The sequence below is a fragment of the Streptomyces sp. NRRL B-1140 genome, from assembly GCF_001280065.1.
GTDB lineage: Bacteria > Actinomycetota > Actinomycetes > Streptomycetales > Streptomycetaceae > Streptomyces.
The window spans coordinates 210,452-226,712 of record NZ_LGEA01000125.1 but is presented as its reverse complement, the minus strand read 5'-3'; the positions used below and the strand labels follow the sequence as shown (position 1 = coordinate 226,712).

Sequence of the window (16,261 nt, the reverse complement as noted above, 5' to 3'; positions counted from 1 at the left end):
CCCTGAAGGCTGTCTTGATCGCGCACAAGACCGCAACGTTTCAGCCAGGTAAAACGTCGTGAGTGACACACGTCACACATACTTCGCAAGTCGCCTCAGCAGCGGCGCCGGTTCTCCGTGAGCACCCCCTGCGCGGTGGTCAGGGCGCGGTCGTAGCAGCCGCGCGAGCCGTACAGCCGGTAGCGCTCGCTCGTGGTGCCGACCGCGTGGCGCTGGTCGCGCGGCACGTTCGCCGTGTAGGTCGCGTCGCCCGTGTACGAGTCGTCGAGCCGTGACCACGCGGTACGCCGCCCGCCGTTCGTCCCGACGACCGTGGCGCGGTCGCCGAGCGTCAGGACCGTGCGCAGGCGGTCGCCCGCGCCGAGGGTGGTCGTGCCGTCCATCGTGTACCTGCGGTGAGTGCGCGTGGTGCTCGCGCCGACGGTCACCGACTCGTCGTCGGTCCAGGTGGCTTCGAGAGCGTCACGCGTCTCGCCGTCGGTCCAGTGGTGCGTGGACTTTCCTGTGAGTGCACGGCTGACGGTGGTCCTGACGCGGCCGTGCGAGGTGTCCACGTAGCCGCCGACGGTCAGCCGGTGGACACCCTCGGCGTCCACCCGGTGCTCCGAACCCGGCGTGTACCGCGATGAGTCGGAGAGGTCTTCCGCCTTGTGTGCGGTGAGCTTCCCGGTGACCCGCTCGCTCCGCTCGTCCTGCCAGAGGAGAACGTTCACGGGCGTGCTCCAGCCGCTCCGCCCCTCGGGCACACCGACGACCGAGACCTCGACGCGGTGTGGTCGGCCGTCGTTGAGGATGCCGACGAAGGGGGTGAGGTCGTAGGTGATCGGCGTGATGTCGAAGGCGCGCGGGCCCGGGATCACGTACCAGAGGAAGGGGTTGGACCAGCCCCCGGTCCACACCGTCGGGAACGGGGCCGCGATGCCGGCGAGCCGGCCGTCCACGCTGATCTGCACCTCCCGGTAGGGGCCTTGACCGGCCTTGCAGGAGTAGGGCGCCGGATCGGGCACTGTCAGGTACCAGTACTCCTCGCAGCCGCCGCCGGACCCGGTCGCGTACACCTCGGCGAGGATGCGCTCACTGTTCTGCGGGGTGGTGAGGACCGAGCCGCCGTCGAGGGTGAGGACCCGGTCGGGGCTCCTCGGATCGGGGCGTCCCCGGTAGAACGTCAGAGTGACCTTGACGTCGAGGACGCCGGTGTAGGTGTCGTCGACGACGTTCCCGATGAGCATCTCGACGTCCCGGCTCCTGCGGAAGGTGTCGCCGTAGCGCGTGACGTCCTTCTCCACGGACCACTCGATGCCGTCGGGTGAGGGCTGCGGCGTCGACGTACGGAAGATCTCGACGCCGCCGACGCGGAGGTAGCCGAGCCGGTCGTACTGACGCCCCTTGACCTTGCCGTCGAGCCGCAGCACCACCTTGCTCCAGCGGTCGCCGCAGCCCCCGGGCGGGGTGTAGGTGCCGCGGTACGGGGTGAAGTCCCGGAACTGCGCCTGCGCGAGGGTGACTTCGCAGGACGTGCCGGCGGGCCTCGCGACGGGCGGCGCGGCCGTGACCGGGTCGTGCCAGTCGGTGCCGAACTCGGCGGGGACCGCGGCCGCACGGGCCGGAAGGTCCGCCGCCCCGGCGGGAGCGGTGCCGAGGAGGGTGCCCGCCACAAGGGTTGCCCCGGCGAGCATGGACATGACGATCCGTCTCTTCATGGGCGGTGTTCTACGGGGCGTCGGCCACCCGCGCAATGAGGACTAGGCCGCCAGGTCCGCCCGGTCCCCCATGACCACCACCGGCCGCTGTCGCGGGTCGAGCGTGCGCAGCAGGTGTTTCATCGCCGGCTTCGGCACGCTGACGCATGCCGACGTGCCGCTGCCGTGGTCCATGTGCAGCCAGATCCCGCCGCCCTTCTTCTGGCCTTCGGGGCGGGTCTGGTCGTTCGGCGGGGTGCCCTTGACGCGGTTGTAGTCGATGGCGATGACGTAGTCGAAGTCGTGCCAGTACGACTTCGGCCACCAGCGCGGCGCGGCGAAGGCCGCGGAGCGGCTGTACGGGAGTCCGGAGCCCGGGTCCGGCAGCACGCCGCCTGCGTCGCTGAGGGTGAACACGCCCACGGGGCTGCGGTCGTCGTCCTCGTGGTGGTCCGTGGTCCAGCCCTTCTTGCCGTTGTGCCCGGCCCAGCCGCGCTCCCGCTGCCAGGTCGAGCCGTGTTTCGTGTAGAGCACGACCGTGGAGTCGGCGGAGTCCTTCCCGTCGCCGTAGACCGCGACGACCTGGCGGGCGGCGGACGGGATCCGCCGTCGGAGCCGCTCGCCGACGCCGGGGATGCGCGTCGGGGCGGCCGTGGCCGCGGGGGTGCGGGTCGCCCGGCCCGCGGCATCCGTACCCCCGGTGCCCTGCGGGCTGCCGCAGGCGGCCAGAGCCGTCAGGAAAGAGGCGAGGGCCGCCGTCGCGGCCACCGATCGTCGTACGCCACGAGTGTGCATCGCTCCATGGTCGCACCGGGGTCCGGACGGCCGGCTGAGCCCCGGGCCGTGGATGAGCGAGGTGTGCCAGACCGTTGCCCGGACGGAGCGTCACACCAGCTTGCGCCTGACGCCTGCCCGCCGGTCCCGCACGCAGGACGGCCGATTCCGCACGGCTGCCGACCGGTCCGCACGCAGGACGGCCTGTTCCGTGCGGTGGACGGAAAACCGTTTGCCTCCGGCCGCGTCGCGACGCGAACCTGTCACGGTTTGGTGCCTCCACCGGCGGCCGCCCTCCCCTCCTGCCGACCCGCCTCCCCACCCGTTCGCCCCCCCTGACACGAGCCACTGGGACGTCATGCAGATTCAAGACCTTCCGTACCCCGACCCGGGTGTGCCGGACGCGAGTTCAGGCCCCCGCTTCCTGTGGTGGCTCTTCCGGAACCAGCTGGGCGGTCAGCTCAAGTCGCTCAGCTGGGGGCTGCTGCACTTCGCCTCCGTCGCCGCCCTGCCGTTCTGTGTCGGGGTCGCCGTGCAGGCCGTCGTCGACCGCTCCGGTACCCGGCTCGCCTGGGCGGGCGGCCTGTTGGCCGTGGCCTGCGTCGGCAACGCGGTCGGTGACACCTACCTGCACCGCACCGCGATCACCAACTGGATCACCGCGGCCGCCCGCGTCCAGCAACTGCTCGCCCGCAGGACCGCCCATCTGGGCTCGGCGCTGACCCGGCGGGTCGCGGCCGGCGAGGTGGTGGCGGTGTCGACGGGTGACGTCGAGAAGATCGGCTGGTTCGTCGAGGCCCTGTCCCGCTTCACCGCGGCCGTGGTCACCGTCGTGCTGGTCTGCGCCGGCCTGCTCGTCTACCAGCCGGCGCTCGGCATCGTCGTCGCCGTGGGGCTGCCCGCGCTGGCGCTCGCCGTGCTGCCGCTGCTGCCCCGCGCCACCCGGCGGGCCGACACCCAGCGCGAGAAGGCCGGACGCGCCACCGAACTGGCCTCCGACACCGTCGCCGGTCTGCGGGTGCTGCGCGGCATCGGCGGCGAGGAGCTGTTCCTCGACCGCTACCGCAGCGCCTCCCAGGAGGTCCGCCACGCTGCCGTACGCAGCGCCCGGATGTGGTCCCTGATCTCCGCGATCCAGGTCCTGCTGCCCGGGCTGCTGCTCATCGCCGTCGTCTGGTACGGCGTGGGGCTGGCGCGCGAGGGCCGGATCACCGTCGGCGAACTGGTCACCGTCTACAGCTCGGTCATGGTCCTGACCTATCCGCTGCGGCACTTCGAGGAGATCGCCATGGCGTACTCCTTCTCCCGGCCGTCCGCCAAGCGGGCCGCGGGGGTGCTGTCGCTGCAGCGGCCCACGGACACCGCCGGGTCACGCGCGGCCGAGGTTCCCTCGGGCGACCTGTACGACCCGCAGACCGGGCTGCTCGCGCCCGCCGGCCGGCTCACGGCCGTGGTGTGCGGCGACCCGGACGCGGCGGGCCTGCTGGCGGAACGGCTGGGCGGACACCCCTCCCACGAGGGCACCTCGGTGCTGCTGGGCGGCGTGCCGCTCGACGAACTCCCGCTGGACAGCGCGCGTACGGCCGTCCTGGTCCAGGACAAGGACCCGGTGCTGCTGTCCGGCACGCTGCGCGAGCTGCTCGACGTACCCGCGTCGGGTGCGGTGGCTCCGCGGGAGGCGCTGGCCGCCGCGCAGTGCGACGACGTGCTGGCGGCGCTGGTGCAGGGCTCCCTGGACGCGGCCGACCCGATGGACGCCCGGATCACCGAACGCGGCCGGTCCCTGTCCGGCGGCCAGCGCCAGCGGCTCGCGCTCGCCCGGTCGCTGGTCACGGACCCCGAGGCACTCGTCCTGGACGAGCCGACCTCGGCCGTCGACTCGCACACCGAGGCGCGGATCGCGCAGGGCGTGCGGGAGCTGCGCGCGGGGCGCACGACCGTGGTGTTCACCTCCTCCCCGCTGCTGCTGGACTGCGCCGACCGCGTGGTGTTCCTGCACGACGGGAAGGCCGTGGCGGTCGGCGCCCACCGCGAACTGGTGAGCACCGAGCCGCGCTACCGGGCGGTGGTCACCCGCGAGACGGACGACGAAGCCGCACTGAACGGCTCCGTCGCTCTCGAGGACGTACTGCAGGAACTGGAAGAGATCGAGGAGAAAGCATGATCGGCGTCGCGCCACCGGCCTACGACCCGGCGGCCCCGACGACGGCGAACACCCTGCCGGTCGGCGCCCCCGAGACCGTCCGCGGCTACGTGGCCGAACTGCTGCGCCGGCACCGGCGGGCGTTCCTGCTGCTGGTCGCCGTCAACACGGCCGCCGTGATCGCCTCGATGGCCGGCCCCTGGCTGCTGGGCGGACTGGTGGAGCGGGTGTCCGACGGGGTCGGGAACCTGCGGCTGGAGCTCACGGCCGGCCTCTTCGTGGCCGCGCTGGCCGTCCAGGCCGTGTTCGTCCGGCAGGTGCGGCTGCGCGGCGCGATGCTGGGCGAGCGGATGCTGGCCGACCTGCGCGAGGACTTCCTCGTCCGGTCCGTCGGACTGCCGCCCGGGGTGCTGGAGCGGGCGGGCACCGGTGACCTGCTGTCGCGCATCACGACGGACATCGACCGCCTGGGCAACGCCATGCGCGAGGCCGTACCGCAGCTGTCGATCGGCGTGGTGTGGGTGGTCCTGCTGATGGGCGGACTGGTGATCACGGCGCCGCCGCTGGCGCTGGCGGTGCTGCTGGCCCTGCCGCTGCTGATCGCCGGCTGCCGCTGGTACTTCCGGCGGGCGCCGTCGGCCTACCGTTCCGAGGCCGCCGGGTACGCCGCCGTGGCCGCCGCGCTCGCCGAGACCGTGGACGCCGGGCGCACCGTCGAGGCCCACCGCCTCGGCGAGCGCCGCGTCGCGCTGTCGGAGCGCCGGATCCGGGAGTGGACGGCGTGGGAGCGGTACACGCTCTGGCTGCGGTCGGTGCTCTTCCCGGTCATCAACACCACCCACGTGACCGTGCTCGCGTCGGTCCTGATGATCGGGGGCGTGTTCGCCCTGCACGGGTGGATCGACGTGGGTCAGCTGACGACCGGCGCGCTCATCGCGCAGATGCTGGTCGACCCGGTGGGCATGATCCTGCGCTGGTACGACGAGCTGCAGGTGGCCCAGGTGTCGCTGGCCCGGCTCGTAGGAGTCCGGGACATCGAGCCGGACGCCGGGGATCCGAGTGTGGCCCCCGACGGGCGGCATGTGCACGCCGACCGGGTGCACTTCGGCTACCTGGAGGGCGTGGACGTCCTGCGCGAGGTCTCCCTGGAGGTGGCCCCCGGTACCCGGCTGGCCCTGGTCGGCCCCTCGGGTGCGGGCAAGTCCACCCTGGGCCGGCTGCTCGCCGGGATCTACGCGCCCCGGGACGGCCGTATCACCCTGGGCGGCACCGAGCTGTCGAGGATGCCCGCCGAGCACGTCCGCTCCCACGTGGCCCTGGTCAACCAGGAACACCATGTCTTCGTGGGCTCCCTGCGCGACAACCTGCGGCTCGCGCGGACCGGTGCGGTCGACGCCGAGCTGTGGGCGGCGCTGGGCGCGGTCGACGCCGACGGCTGGGCCCGGGCGCTGGAGGACGGCCTGGACACCGAGGTCGGCTCGGGCAGTCTGGCGCTCACCCCGGCCCAGGCCCAGCAGATCGCGCTGGCCCGCCTGGTGCTGGCCGACCCGCACACGCTGGTCCTGGACGAGGCGACCTCCCTGCTCGACCCGCGAGCCGCCCGCAACCTGGAACGCTCCCTGGCCCGGGTCCTCGACGGCCGCACCGTCGTCGCCATCGCCCACCGGCTGCACACGGCCCACGACGCGGACGTCATCGCCGTCGTCGAGAACGGCCGGATCAGCGAGCTGGGCAGCCACGAGGAACTGGTGGCGGCGGACGGGGCGTATGCGGCGCTGTGGAGGTCCTGGCACGGGTGAGCACCTCGTCGCGCCGGGCGGCGTGCGCCTCCTCGGGGGCGGCCACGTCCTTGGCGTTGCGCAGGAGCGAACCGGGGTGGAAGGCTGGAATCAGGCACCGGCTCGGGGAACGCCCGGGAAACAGTGGTCCGGGCGGCGTCAGTGCTCCGTGGCGGCCGCCCGGCACGGGTCCCGTGAGAAGGGGCCCGTCCACCCCCTGGAGGTACCCGTGAACAGCTCCGACGGCTGGGGAGACGACGTCTACCAGCCGGACCAGGACGAGCAGAGGGAGGACACGGGGCTGCTCGACGCCGAGGACACCCTGGAGAACGACGGCGTCGAGGATCCCTTGGACCGGGGCTGGTCCCCTCCCGAGCGGCCCTGGGCCGTCGAGCACCTCGGAGTGACGGCGGCCGAGCGGCAGCGGGGCGAGACGCTGGACCAGCGGCTCTCCGAGGAACTGCCCGACGCCGCCGCCCCGGACGGTGACGGCATCGGGGACTGTGCGGGCACCGACGGGGAACTGCTGGACAACGAGGTCGGCGCCGCACGGTCCGGTCGGCTCGTGGCACCCGACGAAGGCGCCCACGAGGACGAGGAGGAAGCCCTGGTCGCCATGGACGTGGGCATCGACGGCGCCGCCGCGTCGGCCGAGGAGGCCGCCGTGCACATCGTCGACGAGGACACCCTGTCCGGCTGACCGCGAAACCGGCCGAGCCGCTCGAGGAGCATCCATCTCGAGGAGCATCCATCTCGAGGAGCATCCATGCAGCAGGACAAGCACCCCGACTACCACCCCGTCGTCTTCCGCGACCGCGCCGCCGGGTACGCCTTCCTCACCCGGTCCACCGCGAACAGCGATCAGACCATCGAATGGGACGATGGCGAGACCTATCCCGTCGTGGACGTGGAGATCTCCTCGGAGAGCCACCCCTTCTACACGGGCAAGGCCCGCACGGTGGACTCGGAGGGCAGGGTCGCCGCGTTCGAGCGGCGCTACGGCGGCGGCTGAGGCGCGTTGCGTGGCGCGGCCGCGCTCAGATGAAGTGAGCGGGCGTTCCGGGGTGCGCTCCGAGGTCAGGCGTAGAGGCGCGCTCAGATGAAGTTGAGTGCCGCGGCGCAACCCACTCCGCCGAGGAGCATGAACACCGGCATCAGCACCTTGAGCTCGACCCAGCTGCCGGCCCGGAAGCGCATGGCCTTCGGCGGCCCGACCGGGTACCAGCGCTTGCGCCCGACCGGGATGGGCCACAGGATCGGGCAGCCGGACACGGTGAGCGCGTCTCCGATGTCGTGCACGATCGCCCCCAGCACCACCGGCAGCCCCAGCCACAGGTACTCCTGGCCCGGTGCCGTGAACAGCCAGTCCGCACCGTTGCCCGGCTGGTCCAGTATGCCCGCCAGGATCCACGCGGTGGTCGCGGCCAGCAGCCACACCAGCACCTCGCTGCTGGAGCCGCGCGTCGCCCGCCACAGCAGGCCCTCGATGGCGAGGACCATGTGCACGAACAGGACCGCGAGCACGCCCCAGCGGTCGCTGGTGATCGCCACCGCCGAGGTGCCCGCACCGATCAGAACCGCCCACAGCCAGGTGTGCGTCAGCGTGCGGTGCCCGCCGGAGCGGCGCGGGTCACCCTGCTTCTTGGTGGCCTTGTAGACGGCGTACGACAGCTTGTCGACGATCTCGCAGAGCCAGCGCGACAGCGGTCCGAAGGACCGGGAGATGGTGGCCGCCTTGTGGTCCAGGTCCGGGGCGAGTGCGGCTCCGGCGCAGATCAGGGCGCCGACGAGGAGGACCGGCCAGGGCATCGGGTGCCCGGCCGCCGCGGCGGCCGCACCGACGCCGAGCCAGGCGGCGGCTCCCGACAGTGAGTGTGCTGGTCCCATCATGGCCGCTGCCCGCCTCATTCCTCATGTGCCGCTGTCCAGTTGACCGGGCGCGCTGACGTCCCGTCGGCGACCCAGCGTAGCGTTCGTGATCTTCGGGCCCGCAGCCGATTCCCGCATCGGGCACCGGGCCGGGCAAGATGGGGGCGTGACCCTCATCGATCAGCTGCCACGGACCCCCGACCCCGACGCCCTGTACGAAGCCTTCGAGTCGTGGGCCGGCGAGCGGGGTCTCACGCTCTACCCGCACCAGGAGGAGGCGCTGATCGAGGTGGTCTCCGGTGCGAACGTGATCGTGTCGACGCCCACGGGTTCCGGCAAGAGCATGATCGCGGCGGGCGCGCACTTCGCGGCCCTCGCCCGTGACGAGGTCACCTTCTACACCGCACCGATCAAGGCGCTGGTGTCGGAGAAGTTCTTCGAGCTGTGCAAGATCTTCGGCACCGAGAACGTCGGCATGCTGACCGGCGACGCGTCGGTCAACGCCGACGCTCCCGTGATCTGCTGCACCGCCGAGGTGCTGGCGTCGATCGCGCTGCGCGACGGCAAGGACGCCGATGTCGGCCAGGTCGTGATGGACGAGTTCCACTTCTACGCCGAGGGCGACCGCGGCTGGGCCTGGCAGATCCCGATCCTGGAGCTGCCGCAGGCGCAGTTCGTGCTGATGTCGGCGACGCTCGGCGACGTCTCCTTCTTCGAGAAGGACCTCGCCCGCCGCACCGGCCGCCCGACCGCGGTGGTCCGCTCGGCGACCCGCCCCGTGCCGCTGTCCTACGAATACCGGTACACGCCGCTCACCGAGACCCTCACCGATCTGCTGTCCGCCCGGCAGGCGCCCGTCTACATCGTGCACTTCACGCAGGCGCAGGCCGTGGAGCGTGCGCAGGCGCTGATGAGCATCAACATGTGCTCGAAGGAGGAGAAGGAGCAGATCGCCGAGCTGATCGGCAACTTCCGCTTCACCACCAAATTCGGCCGCAATCTCTCCCGTTACGTCCGGCACGGCATCGGCGTGCACCACGCCGGCATGCTGCCCAAGTACCGCCGGCTGGTGGAGAAGCTCGCCCAGGCCGGTCTGCTGAAGGTCATCTGCGGCACCGACACGCTCGGCGTGGGCGTCAACGTCCCCATCCGCACCGTGCTGTTCACGGCCCTCACCAAGTACGACGGCACCCGCGTACGCACCCTGCGCGCCCGGGAGTTCCACCAGATCGCGGGCCGCGCCGGGCGGGCCGGGTACGACACGGAGGGCTTCGTCGTCGCGCAGGCGCCCGAGCACGTCGTCGAGAACGAGAAGGCCCTCGCCAAGGCGGGCGACGACCCCAAGAAGCGCCGCAAGGTCGTCCGCAAGAAGGCCCCCGAGGGCTTCGTGGCCTGGTCGGAGCAGACCTTCGAGAAGCTCATCGGCTCCGAGCCGGAGCCGCTGACGTCTCGCTTCCGCGTGACGCACACCATGCTGCTCTCGGTGATCGCCCGTCCCGGCAACGCCTTCGAGGCGATGCGGCGGCTGCTGGAGGACAACCACGAGCCGCGCAAGCAGCAGTTGCGGCACATCCGCCGGGCCATCGCGATCTACCGCTCACTGCTGGACGGCGGCATCGTCGAGAAGCTCGACCGGCCGGACGCCGAGGGCCGCATCGTCCGCCTCACGGTCGACCTCCAGCAGGACTTCGCCCTCAACCAGCCGCTGTCCACCTTCGCGCTCGCCGCGTTCGAGCTGCTCGACCCCGAGTCCCCGTCGTACGCGCTCGACATGGTGTCCGTCGTGGAGTCCACGCTCGACGACCCGCGGCAGATCCTCGCCGCCCAGCAGAACAAGGCGCGCGGCGAGGCCGTGGCCCAGATGAAGGCGGACGGCGTCGAGTACGAGGAGCGCATGGAGCGTCTCCAGGACATCACGTACCCGAAGCCCCTGGAGGAGCTGCTCTTCCACGCGTACGACACGTACCGCAAGAGCCACCCCTGGGTCGGCGACCATCCGCTGTCGCCGAAGTCCGTGATCCGCGACATGTACGAACGGGCGCTTTCCTTCACCGAGCTGGTGTCCCACTACGAGCTGGCCCGCACCGAGGGCATCGTGCTGCGCTATCTGGCCAGCGCGTTCAAGGCCCTCGACCACACCGTCCCGGACGACCTCAAGTCCGAGGACCTCCAGGACCTGATCGCCTGGCTGGGCGAGATGGTGCGCCAGGTCGACTCCAGCCTGCTGGACGAGTGGGAGCAGCTCGCGAACCCCGCGGAGATGACGGCCGAGGAGGCCCAGGAGAAGGCCGACGAGGTCAAGCCGGTCACCGCCAACGCGCGCGCCTTCCGCGTCCTGGTCCGCAACGCCATGTTCCGCCGCGTGGAGCTGGCCGCCCTCGACCAGGTCGGCGAACTGGGCGAGATGGACGCCGAGTCCGGCTGGGACGCCGACGCCTGGGGCGAGGCGATGGACAAGTACTGGGACGAGTACGAGGATCTCGGTACCGGCCCCGACGCCCGCGGCCCGAAGCTGCTGCTCATCGAGGAGGAGCCGGAGAACGCCCTGTGGCGGGTCCGGCAGATCTTCCACGACCCGAACGGCGACCACGACTGGGGCATCAGCGCGGAGGTCGATCTCACGGCCTCGGACGCGGAGGGCCGCGCGGTCGTCCGCGTCACCGACGTCGGCCAGCTGTGACGGGCCGGGCAGCAGCGAGCACAGGAGAATCCCACCCATGACGACGAACCCGGCCGAGAGGCTCGTCGACCTGCTCGACCTGGAGCAGATCGAGGTCGACATCTTCCGCGGCCGCAGCCCGCAGGAGTCCCTGCAGCGGGTCTTCGGCGGTCAGGTGGCCGGGCAGGCGCTGGTCGCCGCCGGCCGCACCACCGAGGGCGACCGTCCCGTGCACTCGCTGCACGCGTACTTCCTGCGCCCCGGCCGGCCGGGCGTGCCGATCGTGTACCAGGTCGAGCATGTGCGCGACGGGCGGTCGTTCACCACCCGCCGGGTCACGGCCGTCCAGCAGGGCCGCACGATCTTCAACCTCACCGCCTCCTTCCACAAGCCGGAGGAGGGCAGCTTCGAGCACCAGCTGCCCCCGGCCCGCAAGGTGCCGGACCCCGAGTCGCTGCCCACCGTCACGGACGAGATCCGCGAGCACCTGGGCGCACTGCCCGAACAGTTGGAGCGGATGGCCCGCCGCCAGCCCTTCGACATCCGCTATGTGGACCGGCTGCGCTGGACCGCCGAGGAGGCCCGCGACGCCGAGCCGCGCAGCGCCGTGTGGATGCGCGCGGTCGGGCCGCTCGGCGACGATCCGCTCGTGCACACCTGCGCCCTCACCTACGCCAGCGACATGACCCTCCTGGACGCCGTGCGCATCCCGGTCGAGCCGCTGTGGGGCCCGCGCGGCTTCGACATGGCGTCGCTGGACCACGCCATGTGGTTCCACCGCCCGTTCCGCGCGGACGACTGGCTCCTCTACGACCAGGAGTCGCCGATCGCGGTCGGCGGCCGTGGCCTGGCCCGGGGCAGGATCTACGACCGCGAGGGCCGTCTCGTCGTGTCCGTGGTGCAGGAGGGGCTGTTCCGGAAGCTGGGCTGACCTGCGCGAAGGGGAGACCTGGCCCCCCTGGGCCCCGATCGCGTCCCCGACCGGATGCGGCGACCATGGCAGGAGCAGGCACCGCAGGCGTCACACGCCCGCCGCTCCGGAGGTGGCCACGCTGCACACCGTGCTCCCCGTCGTGTTCGCGATCTGCGCCGCCTTCAGCAACGCGGTCGCGACCGTACTCCAACGCAAGGCGGCGCTCACCGTGCCCGCCTCCCAGGGGTTGCGGGCCGGGCTGATCGTCGATCTGCTGCGCCGGCCGGTGTGGCTGGCCGGCATCCTCGCGGTGATCGGCGCAGCCGTCTGCCAGGCGCTGGCGCTGGCCACAGGGCCGCTGACCATCGTGCAGCCGCTCTTCGTGCTGGAACTGCCGCTCACCCTCGTCGTCGCCTCTGTGCTCATGCACCGGCACCTGCCGAGCAAGGGCTGGCTGGCCGTCGCGGTGGTGGTGGCCGGTCTGGCGGTCGCGCTCGCCGCCGCCGCTCCCGCCGGCAACCGCACCCATGTGGCGCTGGACCGCTGGATCCCCGCGCTCGCCGTGTGCGCGGGGGCGGTGGTCGCCCTCGCCGTCGCGGCCCTCCGGCGGCCCGCGGGCCGGGCCCGGGCGGCCTGCCTGGGCGCCGCGACGGCGATCAGCTACGCCGTGACCGCGGCCCTGATGAAGGCCGCCACCCACATCCTCGACGATCAGGGCCTCGTGGGCTTCCTCACCGCCTGGCAGACATACGCCTTCGCCGCCACCGGGGTGTGCGCGCTTTTCCTGCTGGAGAACGCCATGCAGGCGGGCCCGCTGGTCGCCTCGCAGCCCGCGCTCACCCTGGGCGACGCCCTGGTGAGCCTCGCCCTCGGCATCACCCTGTACGAGGAGACCATCCGCTCCGGGTGGTGGCTGCTGCCCCAGCTGGCCGGCGTCGCGCTGATCGCCGCGGGCGTGCTCGCGCTGGCGCGGATCCCGTTCACCCAGTCGCTGGTGGCCCCCGACGACGAGCGCGAGACCGCTGCGGCACCCTGAACCTGAGCGGAGACGGTCCGCCCCATGGCGCCTCGGCCGGCCGGCGACTCGCAGGGACACCTCCACCGGGCGGGCGCACGCGGGTCGGCTTCGTCCCCGCGAGGGTGAGTCAGCCCGTCGCTGTGATCAGCCGCCCCACGGTCACGGCCGCGCCCGCCAGCGCGGTCGCCACGGCGACCTTGCGCAGCGCGGTGCGCCGTCGCCCGCCCCAGCCGCCGTGGACCGCGCCCTCGCCGGGTGCCGGTACGTGCAGCGCGCCGTGCGTGGCGGGAGCGTCCTCGTCGTGGTCCAGGTGGGTTTTGTCCGTCTGCGTCTGCGCGGGCCGGGCGCCTGGTGCCCGCCTCCGCGGCACGCCGGGTACCCGACCCGTGCGCGCCGGCACGGGCTCGGAGGGTGCGGGGTCTCCGGCGTGCCCCATGCGCAGGGGCAGCGCTTGTGGCGGGTGTGCTGCGCACGTCGGGCCAGGACATCCATGGGGCTTCCTCAGCGTCAGGGCGACCTTCGTCACCGACGTGATCCGGCCGGGTCACCGGTCCGGCTGGCACCGCGGGCACCACACCGTGCCCCGGCCCGCCATACGGGTCCGGCGCAGCCCGGCGCCGCACCGCGGGCACCTCGGGTCACGGTCGTCCCGGTGGCCGGTAAGCCAGGAGTCACGCGGCGGTACGCAGCCGGCGGTGACCGACGAGCGCAGGGTGCGGCGCATCTCGCCGTACAGCCGACGGCGGTCCTCCGGGGTGAGATCACGCGCCCCCTGGTCAGGACGCAGTCGGGCCCGCCACAGGATCTCGTCGGCGAGCAGATTGCCGAGCCCGGCGAGCACGGACTGGTCGGTGAGGGCCGTCTTGAGATGCCCCCGGCGCGACGTGAGCACCTCCTCGAAGTCCGGACGGCCCACCGTCAGCGCGTCGGGCCCCTGCCTCCGCAGCAGCCGGTCGATGTCGGACTCGTCGTGGGCCAGCCACAGCCCCTGCAGTTTGCGCTGGTCACGGAAGCGCAGCTGGCGGCCGCCGCCCAGGGTGAACAGGACGCGGTCATGCGTTTCGACGGGATCGTCGGCGTGCCCGCAGACCAGCCGTCCGGTCATGCCGAAGTGCAGGACGAGGGTGGGGCCGCCGGTACGGGCGAGCAGCCACTTGCCGTGCCGATCCGGCGTGCCGAACCGCCGCCCCTCGAGCGCGTCCCGCAGCCGCCTCGTGCCGACGCCGTGCAGGACACCCGGGTCTCGCACGTCGACCCGGCGGATGACGCGTCCCCTCGCGCAGGACTCGAGCACCTGCCGGAAGCCTTCGACGTCGGGAAGCTCGGGCACGACCGGCGCGTCAGGTTTCCTGCAGGACGGAGAGCACGTTCCCCGCCGGGTCGGTGAACCAGGCGATCAGCGGGCCGCCGCCGCGGAAGATGCCCTTGTCGTCCGTCTTGAGGTGGTCGTAGCGCTCGAAACGCACGCCTTTCCCGCCCAGCTCGTCGACCGCGGCCTCGATGTCGTCGACCGGGAAGTTGAGGATGGTGAACGTCGCCGGCGTGTGGTCCGGCTTGGGGTAGACCACGGTGTCCCGGTCACCCGCGATGTGCAGGATCAGCAGCCCGTTCTGTTCCGACACCCGGAGCCCGAGTGTGTCGGCGTAGAACGCCTTGGCCGCGTCGATGTCGTCCACCGAGAACCCGCTGAACGCTTTCGTCGTACCGAACATGGTCGCCTCCCGGTCACAGTCTCCTGAGGGTCTGACCCCGGCGCATCCGGAAAGTCATCGGTCGACGGGCCAGGCGGTGGCGCGTTGCCTCGGCCGTGACCGCCTCATGGGCATCGCCGGGTCACTCGGCCTGGCGCCGGCCTCTGCGGCGGAACCAGCCCAGCGGGCCGCGGGGGGCAAGAGGGTCCGAGGGCGTGGGCCGCTTGGACGGTGGGGCGGGAGGCGAGGCGGGCGACTCCGACGCCGGGGGCCGGATCCGGGGTGAGACGAGCGGCCGCGACCGTGGTCGCGGTCCCCGGGCCGGCGCTGGGGGTTCCGCGGCTGAGGGCGGCGTCGGGGCAGGTGCCTCGGTTTCGGGGGCGTGCCGGCGGGCCGTCTCCATCGTGTGGGCCAGGTCCGCGCGGAACCAGGCCACCTCGTCGGGCTCGCTCGCCGTCATCAGCGTCCCGGCCAGCTCGGCGGTGGGTGAACCGGGCGTGCCGTGCTCCGGGAGCCGAGGACGGCAGCGGTCCAGGCGGGCTCGCTCGTCGGGAGCCGGGACGACGTCCGTCACGTCGGCCGGATCGAGGAGGGAGGCGACCGCCGCCGCATGCGCCCACGGGTCGTCGCCGGCCTGCCGCGTCAGGAACCCGACGTGACGCCCCCGCCAGTTGCGAGGCCGCCGGTCCATTCCGGTCTTCAGCCCTTCCCGGATCTCCATGGGTGTGCGGCGGGCGGCCAGCAACCGGGCGTTGCTCCGCTCGGCGGCGAACTGCCTCAGTTCTTCGGCCAGATACAGCCAGACGACGGTCCGGTAGCGGTTCAGGTAGAACGTCACCGGAACCAGCAGGCCGTAGCGCGCGAGGCTCGTGAACCGGCTGGGCGCCACCCCCATGAGCTCGGCGCCCTGCGTGGTGCCCACGGTCGCGACGCGTTCGCGCAGGGTGCCCGGGAAACCGTCCGCGGAGCGCCATCGGTCGATCTCGGCCCGGGCCACCTGCCTGCCTCCGCCTCCCTCGTCGGGAACGGTCCGGATGAGCCCCAGGTTCACCGCGAGGTCGAACTCCCGTCGTTTGAGCTCCAGTTCACGGGCGGCCCGGCTCGGGGCGCAGGTGGTGCGGTCGGATGCCGTGCTGATGCGTGCCATGGTCGGTCTCCCCCGTGGAGTCAGCGGCTCACGCCGTGTGCGATGGCCGTGTGCGGCGGCCGTATGCGTCGGCCGTGCAAAAACCGTAGCCGCTTCGGCGGATCTCGTGGCGAGCCTGTGGATAACTCCACGGGGATGACGAACGGGCAGGTCAGAGGTCTGTGATCGGTTTCGGTTCGGGCTGGCGCGCATCGACGTCGAGACGCTCGCCGACCCGGTTGACCAGCAGTGTCATCTCGTAGGCGATCTGGCCGATGTCGGCCTCCGCGCCGCTGAGGACGCACAGACAGCTGCCCGTGCCGGCCGCGGTGACGAACAGCACCGCGTCGTCGAACTCGATCATCGTCTGGCGCACGCTGCCCGCGCCGAAGTGCCGTCCGGAGCCCTTGGCCAGGCTGTGCAGCCCGGACGACACGGCCGCGAGGTGCTCGGCGTCCTCGCGGCGCAGTCCGGTGCTCGCGCCGGTCACCAGGCCGTCGTTGGACAGGACGAGTGCGTGCCGCACCTCGTGGACGCGCTCGGTCAGGTCGTCCAGCAGCCAGTCGAGTCCCTGGTTCTGCGTCATCTTCCGGTCTCCCCGTTTTCTCCCC

The 16,261-nt window shown here is 72.3% G+C and carries 15 protein-coding genes; 7 read left to right on the top strand and 8 right to left on the bottom strand.

What is annotated here, in order from left to right; translation table 11 throughout:
- Positions 1–95: 95 nt before the first annotated feature.
- Together ADK65_RS31060 and ADK65_RS31055 are read right to left on the bottom strand one after the other, a co-directional pair.
- Complete coding sequence (locus tag ADK65_RS31060) at positions 96–1,700, bottom strand: peptide-N4-asparagine amidase (protein ID WP_053674314.1); 1,605 nt, start codon at positions 1,698–1,700, stop codon at positions 96–98.
- 42 nt (positions 1,701–1,742) lie between these two features.
- Positions 1,743–2,474: a L,D-transpeptidase family protein gene (locus ADK65_RS31055; RefSeq protein WP_053674313.1), complete on the bottom strand. Its 732-nt coding sequence runs from the start codon at positions 2,472–2,474 to the stop codon at positions 1,743–1,745.
- Between the two features lie 337 nt (positions 2,475–2,811).
- Here ADK65_RS31055 and ADK65_RS31050 point away from each other — a divergent pair, with 337 nt between their 5' ends.
- The 4 genes from ADK65_RS31050 (at position 2,812) to ADK65_RS31035 (ending at position 7,386) form a co-directional block, all read left to right on the top strand.
- Entirely contained in the window at positions 2,812–4,617 is a 1,806-nt protein-coding gene (locus ADK65_RS31050) for an ABC transporter transmembrane domain-containing protein (protein WP_053674312.1), read from the top strand.
- Positions 4,614–6,395, top strand: coding sequence for an ABC transporter ATP-binding protein (locus tag ADK65_RS31045; protein WP_053674311.1), 1,782 nt, complete (start codon positions 4,614–4,616; stop codon positions 6,393–6,395). The genes ADK65_RS31050 and ADK65_RS31045 overlap by 4 nt, the downstream gene beginning before the upstream one ends.
- Positions 6,396–6,603: 208 nt before the next feature.
- Positions 6,604–7,074, top strand: a complete 471-nt coding sequence (locus ADK65_RS31040) for a DUF5709 domain-containing protein (protein ID WP_053674363.1) — start codon at positions 6,604–6,606, stop codon at positions 7,072–7,074.
- Positions 7,075–7,140: 66 nt separating this feature from the next.
- Entirely contained in the window at positions 7,141–7,386 is a 246-nt protein-coding gene (locus tag ADK65_RS31035; protein ID WP_053674310.1) for a type B 50S ribosomal protein L31, read from the top strand.
- An 83-nt stretch (positions 7,387–7,469) separates the two neighbouring features.
- Here ADK65_RS31035 and ADK65_RS31030 read toward each other — a convergent pair whose 3' ends face one another.
- Positions 7,470–8,264: a metal-dependent hydrolase gene (locus ADK65_RS31030; RefSeq protein ID WP_053674309.1), complete on the bottom strand. Its 795-nt coding sequence runs from the start codon at positions 8,262–8,264 to the stop codon at positions 7,470–7,472.
- A 145-nt stretch (positions 8,265–8,409) separates the two neighbouring features.
- Here ADK65_RS31030 and ADK65_RS31025 point away from each other — a divergent pair, with 145 nt between their 5' ends.
- From ADK65_RS31025 to ADK65_RS31015, 3 genes are all read left to right on the top strand, one after another.
- A complete protein-coding gene (locus ADK65_RS31025; RefSeq protein WP_053674308.1) occupies positions 8,410–10,923 on the top strand; it encodes a DEAD/DEAH box helicase in 2,514 nt (837 codons plus the stop codon).
- Positions 10,924–10,960: 37 nt separating this feature from the next.
- The gene (locus tag ADK65_RS31020) at positions 10,961–11,833 is read left to right on the top strand and encodes an acyl-CoA thioesterase (protein ID WP_053674307.1); all 873 of its coding nucleotides are present in this window, start codon (positions 10,961–10,963) and stop codon (positions 11,831–11,833) included.
- A 121-nt stretch (positions 11,834–11,954) separates the two neighbouring features.
- A complete protein-coding gene (locus ADK65_RS31015) occupies positions 11,955–12,851 on the top strand; it encodes a DMT family transporter (RefSeq protein WP_053674362.1) in 897 nt (298 codons plus the stop codon).
- Between the two features lie 109 nt (positions 12,852–12,960).
- Here the strand turns inward: ADK65_RS31015 and ADK65_RS31010 are convergent, their stop codons facing one another.
- The 5 genes from ADK65_RS31010 to ADK65_RS30990 form a co-directional block, all read right to left on the bottom strand.
- A complete protein-coding gene (locus ADK65_RS31010) occupies positions 12,961–13,203 on the bottom strand; it encodes a hypothetical protein (RefSeq protein ID WP_234353007.1) in 243 nt (80 codons plus the stop codon).
- A 174-nt stretch (positions 13,204–13,377) separates the two neighbouring features.
- Positions 13,378–14,163, bottom strand: coding sequence for an Fpg/Nei family DNA glycosylase (locus tag ADK65_RS31005; protein WP_053674305.1), 786 nt, complete (start codon positions 14,161–14,163; stop codon positions 13,378–13,380).
- Positions 14,164–14,173: 10 nt separating this feature from the next.
- Positions 14,174–14,545, bottom strand: coding sequence for a VOC family protein (locus ADK65_RS31000; RefSeq protein WP_053674304.1), 372 nt, complete (start codon positions 14,543–14,545; stop codon positions 14,174–14,176).
- Positions 14,546–14,666: 121 nt separating this feature from the next.
- Positions 14,667–15,671: a DUF6397 family protein gene (locus ADK65_RS30995; RefSeq protein ID WP_053674303.1), complete on the bottom strand. Its 1,005-nt coding sequence runs from the start codon at positions 15,669–15,671 to the stop codon at positions 14,667–14,669.
- 151 nt (positions 15,672–15,822) lie between these two features.
- Positions 15,823–16,236 carry a roadblock/LC7 domain-containing protein gene (locus tag ADK65_RS30990; RefSeq protein WP_053674302.1) on the bottom strand — a complete coding sequence of 138 codons (414 nt, stop codon included), beginning with the start codon at positions 16,234–16,236 and terminating at the stop codon, positions 15,823–15,825.
- Positions 16,237–16,261 lie beyond the last annotated feature (25 nt).

What these genes read in the sequence shown, in the direction of transcription:
- ADK65_RS31055 (WP_053674313.1), bottom strand. Translation starts at nt 2,474, where the DNA reads ATGCACACTCGTGGCGTACGACGATCGGTGGCCGCGACGGCGGCCCTC.
- ADK65_RS31035 (WP_053674310.1), top strand. Translation starts at nt 7,141, where the DNA reads ATGCAGCAGGACAAGCACCCCGACTACCACCCCGTCGTCTTCCGCGAC.
- ADK65_RS31050 (WP_053674312.1), top strand. Translation starts at nt 2,812, where the DNA reads ATGCAGATTCAAGACCTTCCGTACCCCGACCCGGGTGTGCCGGACGCG.
- ADK65_RS31045 (WP_053674311.1), top strand. Translation starts at nt 4,614, where the DNA reads ATGATCGGCGTCGCGCCACCGGCCTACGACCCGGCGGCCCCGACGACG.
- ADK65_RS31020 (WP_053674307.1), top strand. Translation starts at nt 10,961, where the DNA reads ATGACGACGAACCCGGCCGAGAGGCTCGTCGACCTGCTCGACCTGGAG.
- ADK65_RS31030 (WP_053674309.1), bottom strand. Translation starts at nt 8,264, where the DNA reads ATGATGGGACCAGCACACTCACTGTCGGGAGCCGCCGCCTGGCTCGGC.
- ADK65_RS31000 (WP_053674304.1), bottom strand. Translation starts at nt 14,545, where the DNA reads ATGTTCGGTACGACGAAAGCGTTCAGCGGGTTCTCGGTGGACGACATC.
- ADK65_RS31060 (WP_053674314.1), bottom strand. Translation starts at nt 1,700, where the DNA reads ATGAAGAGACGGATCGTCATGTCCATGCTCGCCGGGGCAACCCTTGTG.
- ADK65_RS30990 (WP_053674302.1), bottom strand. Translation starts at nt 16,236, where the DNA reads ATGACGCAGAACCAGGGACTCGACTGGCTGCTGGACGACCTGACCGAG.
- ADK65_RS30995 (WP_053674303.1), bottom strand. Translation starts at nt 15,671, where the DNA reads ATGGCACGCATCAGCACGGCATCCGACCGCACCACCTGCGCCCCGAGC.